The sequence below is a fragment of the Streptomyces sp. ISL-66 genome (assembly GCF_018614135.1).
Lineage (GTDB): Bacteria > Actinomycetota > Actinomycetes > Streptomycetales > Streptomycetaceae > Streptomyces.
The window spans coordinates 33,968-45,410 of record NZ_JAGGOW010000057.1 but is presented as its reverse complement, the minus strand read 5'-3'; the positions used below and the strand labels follow the sequence as shown (position 1 = coordinate 45,410).

Annotated in this window: 8 protein-coding genes; 6 read left to right on the top strand and 2 right to left on the bottom strand. The window is 71.5% G+C overall.

The genetic code is table 11. The features are described from left to right. Both J7E97_RS12400 and J7E97_RS12395 read left to right on the top strand, forming a co-directional pair. On the top strand, positions 1-932 hold a 932-nt coding region (locus J7E97_RS12400), incomplete at its 5' end, for a sensor histidine kinase (protein ID WP_374224141.1). After that, the gene (locus tag J7E97_RS12395) at positions 929-1,639 is read left to right on the top strand and encodes a response regulator transcription factor (protein WP_308346477.1); all 711 of its coding nucleotides are present in this window, start codon (positions 929-931) and stop codon (positions 1,637-1,639) included. The genes J7E97_RS12400 and J7E97_RS12395, both read left to right, overlap by 4 nt. Before the next feature lie 14 nt (positions 1,640-1,653). Here the strand turns inward: J7E97_RS12395 and J7E97_RS12390 are convergent, their stop codons facing one another. After that, on the bottom strand, positions 1,654-3,579 hold the full coding sequence (locus J7E97_RS12390; protein ID WP_215025827.1) for a GAF domain-containing protein: 1,926 nt from the start codon (positions 3,577-3,579) through the stop codon (positions 1,654-1,656). A gap of 96 nt (positions 3,580-3,675) precedes the next feature. Continuing rightward, positions 3,676-5,127 (bottom strand): MFS transporter, encoded by a 1,452-nt coding sequence (locus J7E97_RS12385; protein ID WP_215025825.1) that lies wholly within the window; start codon positions 5,125-5,127, stop codon positions 3,676-3,678. 818 nt (positions 5,128-5,945) lie between these two features. On the opposite strand from J7E97_RS12385, the gene J7E97_RS12380 reads away from it, so the two are divergent. From J7E97_RS12380 to J7E97_RS12365, 4 genes are all read left to right on the top strand, one after another. Then, a complete protein-coding gene (locus J7E97_RS12380) occupies positions 5,946-7,784 on the top strand; it encodes an enoyl-CoA hydratase-related protein (RefSeq protein ID WP_215025823.1) in 1,839 nt (612 codons plus the stop codon). 87 nt (positions 7,785-7,871) lie between these two features. Further along, the gene (locus J7E97_RS12375; protein WP_215025821.1) at positions 7,872-8,927 is read left to right on the top strand and encodes a hydrogenase expression protein HypE; all 1,056 of its coding nucleotides are present in this window, start codon (positions 7,872-7,874) and stop codon (positions 8,925-8,927) included. A gap of 122 nt (positions 8,928-9,049) precedes the next feature. Further along, the gene (locus tag J7E97_RS12370; RefSeq protein ID WP_215025820.1) at positions 9,050-10,834 is read left to right on the top strand and encodes a nickel-dependent hydrogenase large subunit; all 1,785 of its coding nucleotides are present in this window, start codon (positions 9,050-9,052) and stop codon (positions 10,832-10,834) included. Then, complete coding sequence (locus J7E97_RS12365) at positions 10,831-11,364, top strand: NifU family protein (protein ID WP_215025818.1); 534 nt, start codon at positions 10,831-10,833, stop codon at positions 11,362-11,364. Before J7E97_RS12370 ends, J7E97_RS12365 begins: the two co-directional genes overlap by 4 nt. Positions 11,365-11,443: the final 79 nt, after the last annotated feature.

Here is an 11,443-nt window from a genome sequence, read left to right as displayed (position 1 = left end):
CGGCGGCCGCGGCGGCTGCGGCGGTGCTCGTCGCGTGCGCGCTGGCCGTCGCGCTCGTACGGGCGCGACGCGCGCACCGGGCGGCGATCGAGGAGCGCGGGTGGCTGCTGGAGCGGGAGCGGGAGACAGCGGCCCGTAGCGCGGTGGACGCGGAGCGGGCCCGGATAGCCTCGGAACTGCACGACATAGTCAGCCACAACGTCAGCCTGATGGTGGTCCAGGCCGGCGCCGCCCGCGAGGTGCTGGACACGCTGCCGCAGGAGGCGGCGGCCGCGATGGGCGCCGTTGAGAACGCCGGGCGCAGGACCATGACCGAACTGCGGCACCTGCTGGGCCTGCTGGCGCCCGCGCAGGACGGCAAGGACGAGCCGTACGGCGATGGGCGCGGTGGCAGGGGCGGTGGTGGAGGCGGTAGCGGGAGTGGTGCCCTGGAGGCGATCACGGAGCTGGCGCCGCAGCCGAGCCTGAGCCGGCTCAGTCCGCTCATCGACCGCATAGCCTTCGCCGGCCTGCCGGTCGAGGTACGCATATCCGGCGAACCACGGCCGCTGCCGGCCGGGATCGACGTCACCGCCTACCGGATCATCCAGGAAGCGCTGACCAACGCACTCAAACACGGGGACGGGGTGAAGGCCGAGGTGACGGTGAGATACGCGGACCACGCGCTGCGGGTCGAGGTGCTCAACAGCGGGCCGAGCGTGCTCTCGGGGGACCGGGCACCGGCACCCGCCGCGCCCGGCCGGTCCGTCAGCTCCGGTGCGACGGGCGAACCGTCCGCGCGGGCGGTCAGGACGGTCAGGGCGGACGGCACGGGGCGCGGGCTGGTCGGCCTGCGCGAGCGAGTCGCCGTGTACGGAGGGGACTTCGACGCCCGGCGCCGCCTCGGCGGCGGCTACCGGGTACGCGCCCGTCTCCCGCTGGAGCGACCGTGACCACGCCCGCGACACTGGCCGAGCAGGCCCCCGGCCCCCGGGTGGTCATCGCCGATGACCAGGAACTGGTCCGCACCGGCTTCCGGCTGATCCTCAAGGCCCGGGGGATCGATGTGGTCGGAGTGGCCGCCGACGGGGTGGAGGCCGTCTCGCAGGTGCGCCGCCTGCGCCCTGACGTCGTCCTGCTCGACATACGCATGCCCCGCCTGGACGGGCTGGAGGCCGCCCGGCAGATCCTCGCCGAAGCGCCCGACTGCCGGGTGATCATGCTGACCACCTTCGACCTCGACCAGTACGTCTACGCCGCCCTGGCCGCAGGAGCCAGCGGGTTCCTGCTCAAGGACGTCACCCCGGAGTACCTCGCCAACGCCGTACGGCTCGTCGACACCGGAGACGCGCTGCTCGCCCCGTCGATCACCCGCCGACTGGTGGAGCGCTGCGCCTCGGCGGCCGCCGCGCGCGGCGGACCCTCGGCCCCGGCGCCCCACCCCGACCTGGACGCCCTCACCCCGCGCGAGCGGGAGGTGCTCACCCTCATGGGCCACGGGCTCTCCAACGCCGAGCTGGCCCGGGAGTTCACCCTCAGCGAGGCCACGGTGAAGACCCACGTGGCCCGCATCTTCGCCAAGCTGGCCCTGCGCGACCGAGCCCAGGCGGTCGTCCTGGCCTACGAGACCGGCCTGGTGACGCCGGGATCGCAGGCCTAGTGCGGTGAGGGCGGTTAGCGCGGTGAGGGCGGGCCGGACGTCGTCAGGAGGTGCAGGCGCAGGGCGAGTTGGAGTTCCAGGGCGCGGGCGGGGGAGTTCCAGTCCTCGCCCAGTAGTTGCCGGATCCGGTCGAGTCGCTGCACGACCGTGTTGACGTGGATGTGCAGGGCGTCCTTGGCCTTGGAGAGGCTCGCGCCGTGCGTGTAGTAGGCCCGCAGGGTGTGGACCAGCTCGGTGCCGCGCTGGGCGTCGTAGTTGATGACCGGGCCGAGCACCCGGTGGACGTAACCCCCGACGTCGCCGTGGTCGCCGAGCAGGAGGCCCACGAAGCCCAGGTCGGGGAGGGCCGCGCCGCAACCGGTGTGGCCCAGGGAGTGAAGCGCCTCCAGGCAGCGCACGGCCTCCGCGTACACGGCCGGCAGGCCGGTCGGATGGCCGGCCGGCCCGGCGGAGCCCACCGTGACGGGTGCGCCCAGGGCCTTGCCCAGTTCGGTGGCCAGGGACCGCGCGAGCTCCCCGGGCCGCTCGGCCGGGGCCAGGAGCACGATCTGCCCTTCGTGCAGTCCGGCCAGACCGTCGAGGGCGCGGGCGCGGCGGGCCGTCTCCGTCGAAAGCCGGGGCCGCAGGGCAGCGTCGGAGTGCAGGACCAGGACGGAGTGCGGTCGCGCGAGGTTGACGCCGAGTTTGCGGGCCCGGATCGTCTGGCTCCCGCTGTCGCGGGTCCGTCCGGGGCTCTCCGGGGTCAGCAGGTCGCTGAGCAGTTCGCCGCGGACCCGGTCCTCGGCGTGCGCCACCGACCGGCGCAGCAGCAGGAGGAGCGCGGTGACCAGGCTGGTGCGCTCGAACAGCCGCCGGTCGGTGTCCGAGAGGTCCGGCCGTCCCGTCAGCGCGATGCTGCCGAGGAGTTCTGGTCCGGCCAGGACCGCGCAGACCCATACGCCGTCCACCGCAGCGGCCCGGCCGCCGGACCGGGAGGCGGCCACCCCCTGGGCGGGCGGGCCGATCGGCTCGGTGGCGACCCGGGCCAGCTCGGCGCCGTCCGCGTCGTGCACCACCAGCCCGCCCCGTAGCAGCGCGGCCACCTCCCGGGCCACGTCGGTGACGTCGCCGCCGCGCAGGACCAGGTCGGTGAGCCGGTCATGGGTCTCGGTCGCCAGCCGCACGGCCTCGCTGTGGGCATGCGCCGTCTCGGTGGCCGAGTTGAGCTCGACGAGGGCCGTGCGCGTCTCCTCCAGCAGCCGGGCGCCGTCGATGGCGACGGCGGCGTGGTCGGCGAGCGAGGACAGCAGCGCGACCGCGTCGGGGGCGAAGTCGCGCACCGACCGGTCGGCCGCGTAGAGCACTCCGATGACCCTGGAGGCGACGCGCAGCGGGACGCCGAGGATGCCCCGCAGGCCCTCCTCGCTCACGCCGGAGTCGATGGTGCTGGTGTGCCGGAAGCGGCCGTCGGCCCGGTAGTCGGCGCTGGCGTAGGGGCGCGCCGTCTGGGCGACCAGGCCGCCGAGGCCCTCGCCCATGCCGAGCCGCAGCTGCTGGAAGGCGGCGGACACGGAGCCGTCGGTGACCCGCATGAACGTATCGCCCACGACGGGGTCGTTGAGCGTGAGGTAGGCGACGTCCGTGCCCAGCAAGGTCCTGGCCCGGCGCACGATGGCCCGTAGCACCGCGTCGAGGTCGCGCAGCGCCGCGAGGTCGCCGGCCGTGTCGAAGAGGGCGGTCAGTTCGGCCTCGCGCCGGCGGTGCTGGGCCAGGGTGCGGCGAATGTCCAGGGCGACCCTGGTGGCCTCCTCGACGAGGGCCTGTTCGTCGGCGCCCGCCCCGGCGCGCCGGGCCCGCGCGCCGGGCCCGGCGAAGTCCTCGACGGGTGCGCCCTCGGCGAGCAGCTCCAGGAGCCGGCGCAGCGCGGTCACGGGCTCGGTGGGTTCGGTCACGGGGGCCATGCTGGCAGCCCTTCGGCGCGGAGGCGCGGACGGGGTCCGCCCGCCGACCGGCAGCACCGGATACGGCGGGCGGAACGAGGACGGGCGGGCGGAGGCTCAGGCAGGGTCGGCGGGCGCGCCCGAAGCGGCGCCTGAAGCCGCGCCCGAAGCGGCGCCCGAAGCCGCGGTGGCGGGCCGGCCGGCGTACGCGCTCCCCGCACCCACCGCCGTCCCTGCGCCCGCGCCCGCGTCCGCCCTCGGCACCGACAGGTCCCGGCCCCGGGTCTCGCGGGCGAAGGCGACGGTGAGGGTGGTGACGAGCGCGGCCGCCGACAGGTACACGGAGACCGGCACGGAGGAGCCGTAGTCCTTGAGGAGTTCGACGGCGATGATCGGGGCCAGGGCACCCGCGACGATCGAGGCGAGCTGGGAGCCCATCGAGGCACCCGAGTAGCGGACCTTGGTGTCGAACATCTCGGAGACGAAGGCGGCCTGAGGCCCGTACATGGCTCCGTGCAGGAGCAGACCGGCGGTGACGGCCGCCGTGATGACGGCGAACGACTTGGAATCCACCAGCGCGAAGAACGCGAACGCCCACAGGGCCATGCCCACCGAGCCGATCAGGGTCACCGGCCGGCGCCCGATCCGGTCCGAGAGCGCACCCCAGGCGGGGATGGTGACGAAGTGGACGGCCGAGCCGATCAGGAGCGCGTTCAGCGCGGTGGTCTTGGGGAGCCCGAGGTGGGTGGTGACGTAGACGAGGAGGAAGGACGTGAGGACGTAGTACGAGATGTTCTCGCCGAAGCGGGTGCCGATGGCGGTCAGGACCTGCCGCCAGTCCTTGCGGAACACCTGCACGACGGGCGCCTTCTCCTCCACCGCGAGGTTCTTGGCCTCGGCCTGCGCGGCGAGGAAGACGGGGGACTCCGACACGGAGAGCCGGATCCACAGCCCGACCACCACGAGGAGTCCGGAGAGCAGGAAGGGGATCCGCCAGCCCCAGGCGAGGAACGTGGCGTCCGACTGCACGGCGGCCAGCAGCGCCAGTACCCCGGTGGCCAGCAGGTTCCCCCCGGGCGCCCCCGACTGCGGCCAGGAAGCCCAGAACCCGCGGTGCTCGGCCCCGCCGTGCTCGGAGACGATCAGCACGGCCCCGCCCCACTCGCCGCCCAGCGCGAACCCCTGCACCAGGCGCAGCGCGGTCAGCAGGATCGGCGCGCCCACGCCGATGCTGGCGTGCGTGGGCAGCAGCCCCATCGCGAAGGTCGCCCCGCCCATCATCACCAGGCTGAGCACCAGCAGCTTCTTGCGGCCGACCTTGTCGCCGAAGTGCCCGAACACCACCCCGCCGAGCGGGCGGGCCAGGAACCCGATCGCGTAGGTGAGGAAGGCGATCAGGGTCCCGGTGAGCGGATCCGCGGTGGGGAAGAACAACTTGTTGAACACCAGGGCCGCGGCGGTCCCGTAGAGGAAGAAGTCGTACCACTCGATGGTGGTCCCGATGAGGCTCGCGGCGACGATCCGTCTGATGCCTGACGGAGCCTTCGGGGCGGTTGCGGGGGAGACCATGTGCACCACTTCCAGGGTGTCTGCGGGGACGTCGGGTGTGGCCACAACGTAGAAGTCCGCAGGTCAGCGGCATATGTGGCCGGTCACCACAATCAACCCCAGCCGAGTGTGTCCGGGCGCCACACGACCCGAACCGATCCCCCCTCAGCCCCCCTGCCGATTCCCGCCTGCGACTGAGCGATCGTAGAAACGACCAGGCTCACCTGCGGCGAGTCGACCCCATTGACCTCCCACGCGCTCTTCAGGAGGCCTTCGCGGACCTGACCACATTGGTTGAAGTCGCCCACTTCCTCGCCGACTGGTCGTTGATGCACATCACCGACGTCCGCTGGGGCGCGTTGGCACAGACCGCACACATGGAATACCGGGAACTGATGGGCGATCATCCGGTTGTTCCGACAAGGGCTATGACCTAGACCGATAACGATTTGTCGTATGCGTCGCCGACCGAGCCGATCGAGGCCGCGACCTGGGCCTTTCGAGGTGTTCGGCGAGCCGGAAACTGTCCGCGGCACCTTCGACGAGCGCGCCGACCTCTCGGTGGCCGCCGGGGCACCAGCGAGAGGCTCGCCCAGGCTTGTCGACGCCTTGGACTAGGCACTGAGCGCGTCCTTACCGGCTGGTCGCGGAAGGGGACACGGCCGAGAAGCCTGGGAGGGATCTGGCCGCCGCCCGTGCCGCCGACTGGCCCTCCGGGCCCGCGCTTTTGAGTGACACGACCGCTCGGCGCCGTGCGGGCCACCGTCGTGGTCCCCGACGATCGCCGGTGGTCGTTCGTGTCACGGACATGATCCGTCGCCAGCCGCGGAGGAGATCTCGTGCAGGTCCTGCTCATTGCGAGTGCCTTCAATAGCCTCACGCAGCGCGTACACGCTGAGCTGCGCGACCACGGCCACCAGGTCGCGGTCGAACTTGCCATGCCCGGGACTTCGTTGACGCTAGCGGTGGATCGACACCAGCCGGACCTGATCATCGCCCCCATGTTGCGCACGGTGATTCCCAAGGAGATCTGGTCCTCCCGGCCGTGTCTGATCGTTCACCCCGGACCGGTCGGCGACCGCGGCCCGTCCTCGCTCGACCGGGCCGTCCAGGAAGGACGGTCCCGCTGGGGCGTCACCGTCCTCCAGGCTGTCGAGGAGATGGACGCCGGGGACGTCTGGGCCAGCGTCGAATGCGCCGTCCCGCAGGTCGCGAAGAGCGACCTGTACCGCGGGGAGATCGCCGATGCGGCACTGGAAGCGGTCCTGCTGGCGGTCGAACGCTTCGCCTCCGGCGCGTACACCCCACAGCCCCAGCTCACCGGTCACGCACGCCCCTACCTGCGGCAGGAACACCGCCGCATCGACTGGCATTCGGACTCAACCGAGCGGGTGCTGCGCGTCCTTCGGGCGGCCGATTCCCAGCCCGGCGTACGGGATGAGCTGCTCGGCGGTGAGTGGTACCTGCACGGCGGCTACCCCGAAGGCCGGCTGCGCGGGCGGCCGGGCGAGCTGTTGGCCACCCGCGCCGGGGCGATCTGCCGTGCGACGGCCGACGGGGCCGTCTGGATTCCCGAACTGCGGGCCCTGCGCGTGCCCGGGGTACCGGCGCCCGTGAAGCTGCCGGCCACCGTGGCCCTCGGCGACCTGCTGCGTCCGCCGCATTTGCCGCGCCCGCTACCCGAGGACGCGGCCCCGCCACCCGGCGCGGGCGCCGGACGCGACAGGACCTGGTCCGAGATCGACTACCGGGAGGAGGGCGGAGCCGGCTTCCTCACGTTCTCCTTCCCCGGCGGCGCCATGAGCACCGAGCGGTGCCGTCGGCTGCTCGACGCCTACCGGACCGCCTGCTCCCGCCCCACCTCCGTACTCGTCCTCGGCGGCCGCCGTGACTTCTTCTCCAACGGCATCCACCTGGGCGTCATCGAGGCCGCGGCCGACGCGGCCGAGGAGTCCTGGGCGAACATCAACGCCATGGACGACCTCGTCGAAGCCGTCCTGACAACCACCGACCGCCTCGTCGTTGCGGCCCTCGGCGGCAACGCCGCCGCGGGCGGCGCCATGCTCGCCCTCGCCGCCGACGAGGTCTGGTGCCGCTCGGGCGTGGTGCTCAACCCCCACTACCGACTGATGGGGCTGTACGGCTCGGAGTACTGGACGTACACGCTGCCGCGCCGGGTCGGGGCGGCAGCAGCCACCCGGCTGACCCGAGAGGCCCTGCCCGTCAGCGCCGCCGCCGCGGTACAGCTCGGGCTGGCTGATCGTACGGTCGCCTGCGCGCCCGGGGCCTTCGCCGACGTCACGGTCCGTCTCGCCACGCGGCTGGCCGGCTCGCCGGGGGCACAGGCCAGGATCGCCGCGAAGAAGGCGAGGCGCGAGCTGGACGAGGCGACCCGGCCGCTGGCCGTGTACCGGGAGACCGAGCTGGCCCGGATGCGGGAGACCTTCTTTGACCCCGAGGCCCCCTACCACGCCCTGCGCAGGGCGTTCGTACGCAAGGAGAGCCCGGCGGCCACCCCGCCGCACCTGGCCCGCGTCCACGGAGGCGGCTCCCGGCACGGTGGCGGCCCCGACGCCGGACCGGTCCCAGGACGACGGCCGCGGGTCGGATCACCGGACCGGCCGGGCGTCACTGGACTGGGCGTACATGACTGCGCACCGGGACCTCCCGCCTGTTAGCAAGAAAGGTGACGCCGGCATGCCGGCCCTGCCGGTCTTCCCCACCCTCCGCACTCTCCCCCCACCCCTCCCCTAGGAGGCATCCAGATGAACACGCAAACGCCGACCGAGGCCGAGGACCCCCCGATCCACATCCTCTGGATCAACGCGGGACTGAGCTGCGACGGCGACTCCGTGTCGCTGACCGCGGCCATGCAGCCCAGCATCGAAGAGATCGTGATGGGCGTGCTGCCCGGTCTGCCGAAGATCGCCGTGCACTGGCCCCTGATCGACTTCGAATGCGGTCCCGTGGGCGGCGCGGACACGTTCATCGAGTGGTTCTTCAAGGGGGAGCGCGGCGAGATCGACCCCTTCGTGCTCGTCGTGGAGGGGTCCATCCCCAACGAGAGCATCAAGGCCGAGGGCTACTGGTCCGGTTTCGGCGACGATCCGGAGACCGGCCAGCCCATTACCACCAGCGAGTGGATCGACCGGCTGGCGCCCAAGGCCCTCGCCGTCGTCGCCATCGGCACGTGCGCCACGTACGGCGGAATCCACGCGATGGAAGGCAATCCGACTGGTGCCATGGGGCTGCCCGACTACCTCGGCTGGGACTGGAAGTCCAAGGCCGGCATCCCGATCGTGTGCGTGCCCGGTTGCCCGATCCAGCCGGACAACTTCTCCGAGACGCTCACCTACCTGCTCTACCAGGCGGCAGGTTCGGCCCCGATGATCCCGCTCGACGACAAGCTGCGCCCCACCTGGCTGTTCGGCGCGACCGTGCACGAGGGCTGCGACCGGGCCGGCTACTACGAGCAGGGGCAGTTCGCCCACACCTACGACTCCCCGAAATGCCTGGTCAAGCTCGGCTGTTGGGGCCCCGTCGTGAAGTGCAACGTGCCCAAGCGCGGCTGGATGAACGGCATCGGCGGCTGCCCGAATGTGGGTGGCATCTGCATCGCCTGCACCATGCCCGGCTTCCCGGACAAGTTCATGCCCTTCATGGACGAGCCGCCCGGCGGCAAGGTGTCCAGCGTCGCCAGCGGCGCCTACGGGGCGGTGATCCGCAAGCTCCGGGCGATCACGGCGCACACCGTGGACCAGGAGCCGAAGTGGCGCCACCGCGGGGACAAGCTCACCACGGGCTACCGACCGCCCTGGTGACAGGGCCGGGGCGCTCCGATCAGTAGCAGCCGCACACCCGTAGCGCTCCACATGCGCGGCACCCCCGCAACCGCACTCATGTGACAACCACCGATCCCGCACTGAAGGGTCACGGAGACACGATGGCACCGAAGACGAACGCAGCCGGTGACGGCAGCGGCCTGGTGGAGATGGCCTGGGATCCGATCACGCGGATCGTGGGCAGTCTCGGCATCCACACGAAGATCGACTTCAAGCAGAAGCGGGTAGCCGAGTGTTACAGCACCTCGTCGGTCTTCCGCGGCTACAGCGTCTTCATGCGCGGAAAGGACCCGCGCGACGCGCACTTCATCACCAGCCGCATCTGCGGCATCTGCGGTGACAACCACGCGACGTGCTCCGTCTACGCGCAGAACATGGCCTACGGGGTGAAGCCGCCCCACCTCGCCGAGTGGATCATCAACCTGGGCGAGTCCGCGGAGTACATGTTCGACCACAACATCTTCCAGGAGAACCTGGTCGGGGTCGACTACTGCGAGAAGATGGTCCGCGAGACCAACCCCGGCGTCCTGGAACTGGCCGAGCGCACCCCGGCCCCACACGCGGGCGAACACGGCTTCAAGACCATCGCCGACATCATGCGCTCGCTCAACCCCATCGAGGGGGAGTTCTACCGAGAGGCCCTCCAGGTCAGCCGCTACACCCGGGAAATGTTCTGCCTGATGGAGGGGCGCCACGTGCACCCCTCCACCCTCTACCCGGGCGGTGTGGGCACGATTGCCTCCGTCCAGCTCTTCACGGACTACATGAGCCGCCTCATGCGGTACTGCGAGTTCATGAAGCGCGTCGTCCCGCTCCACGACGACCTCTTCGACTTCTTCTACGAGGCCCTGCCCGGGTACGAGGAAGTCGGCCGCCGGCGCGTGTTGTTGGGCTGCTGGGGGGCGCTCAACGACCCCGAGTACTGCGACTTCACGTACGCCAACATGACCGACTGGGGACGGAAGATGTTCGTCACCCCGGGCATCGTGGTGGACGGCAAACTGGTCACCAACGACCTCACCGAGATCAACCTCGGCATCCGCATCCTGCTCGGCAGTTCGTACTACGACGACTGGCAGGGCCAGGAGAAGTTCGTCACCCACGACCCGCTCGGCAATCCGGTCGACGCCCGCCACCCCTGGAACCAGCACACCATCCCGGCCCCCCAGAAGCGAAACTTCGACGACAAGTACAGCTGGGTGATGTCCCCCCGCTGGTTCGACGGCAAGGACCACCTCGCCCTCGACACCGGAGGCGGCCCGCTCGCCCGCCTGTGGTCCACCGCCCTGTCCGGGCTGGTGCACACCGACTACGTGCAGGCCACCGGCCACAGCGTGGTGATCACCCTGCCGCGCACCATGACCAAGCCCGAGACCCGCTTCGAGTGGAAGATCCCGAAGTGGAGCAACGCGCTGGAGCGCAACCGCGCCCGCACGTACTTCCAGGCGTACGCCGCCGCCATCGCCCTGCACTGCGCCGAGAAGGGACTGGCCGAAGTCCGCGCGGGCCGCACGCAGACCTGGGAGAAGTTCGAGGTCCCGGACGAGGGCCTCGGCGTCGGTTTCACCGAGGCCGTGCGCGGGGTGCTCTCGCACCACATGGTGATCCGCGACGGCAAGATCGCCAATTACCACCCCTATCCGCCGACCCCGTGGAACGCGAGCACCCGCGACACCTTCGGCACGCCCGGACCCTACGAGGACGCGGTGCAGAACACCCCGATCTTCGAGGAGAACACCCCGGAGAACTTCAAGGGCATCGACATCATGCGGGCCGTGCGCAGCTTCGACCCCTGTCTGCCGTGCGGGGTCCACATGTACGTGGGCAAGGGACAGACCGTGAAGCAGATGCACGTCCCCACCGGACTGAGCGGACTGGGCGGATGAGCGCGCGCGAGAGGGTAAGGGCCGACGCCCGCCGAGCGGGCGTCCGCGTCGAGGAGGTGCTCGACCGGCTCGCCGCCACCGGGGACCGGGAGGTGTGCGCGGCCGCCGAGGAACTCGTACGCGTCCTCATGGACTTCTACGGCGCTGGGCTCGCCCGCATCATCGACCGTCTGGGGGAGGACCGGCTCGCCGCCCTCCTCGACGATGAACTGGTGGCGAGCCTGCTCGCCTTGCACGACCTGCACCCCGAGGACGTGGACACCCGGATCGCCCGCGCTCTGGCGAGCGTACGGGAGGACGTGGAACTCCTCGGCTTCGACGGCTCGACCGGGACACTGCGGCTGCGGTCCGCGCCGAGCACCGGCTGCGGTTGTTCCGGAGCGGCCGAGGGCCCTTCACAGGCCGTCGAAGACGCGCTCGCCTGCTTCGCCCCCGAGGTCACCGCGGTGGAGATGGCACCCGCCGAGGCACCGCAGCCGGCCCTGCTCCAGATCGGCACCCGCCCGCAGCCGCCGGTGCGGGCACTGTGAGCGGCGCCCCGGGGTGGTCCCCGCCTGCCGTCCGTCCGGACGGCAGGCCGGGGCCGGGTCACCCCGACCGCGCGGGCCT

Excerpts from the sequence above, each read along its gene's own strand:
- J7E97_RS12390 (WP_215025827.1), bottom strand. The coding sequence starts at position 3,579 with ATGGCCCCCGTGACCGAACCCACCGAGCCCGTGACCGCGCTGCGCCGG.
- J7E97_RS12365 (WP_215025818.1), top strand. The coding sequence starts at position 10,831 with ATGAGCGCGCGCGAGAGGGTAAGGGCCGACGCCCGCCGAGCGGGCGTC.
- J7E97_RS12385 (WP_215025825.1), bottom strand. The coding sequence starts at position 5,127 with ATGGTCTCCCCCGCAACCGCCCCGAAGGCTCCGTCAGGCATCAGACGG.
- J7E97_RS12375 (WP_215025821.1), top strand. The coding sequence starts at position 7,872 with ATGAACACGCAAACGCCGACCGAGGCCGAGGACCCCCCGATCCACATC.
- J7E97_RS12370 (WP_215025820.1), top strand. The coding sequence starts at position 9,050 with ATGGCACCGAAGACGAACGCAGCCGGTGACGGCAGCGGCCTGGTGGAG.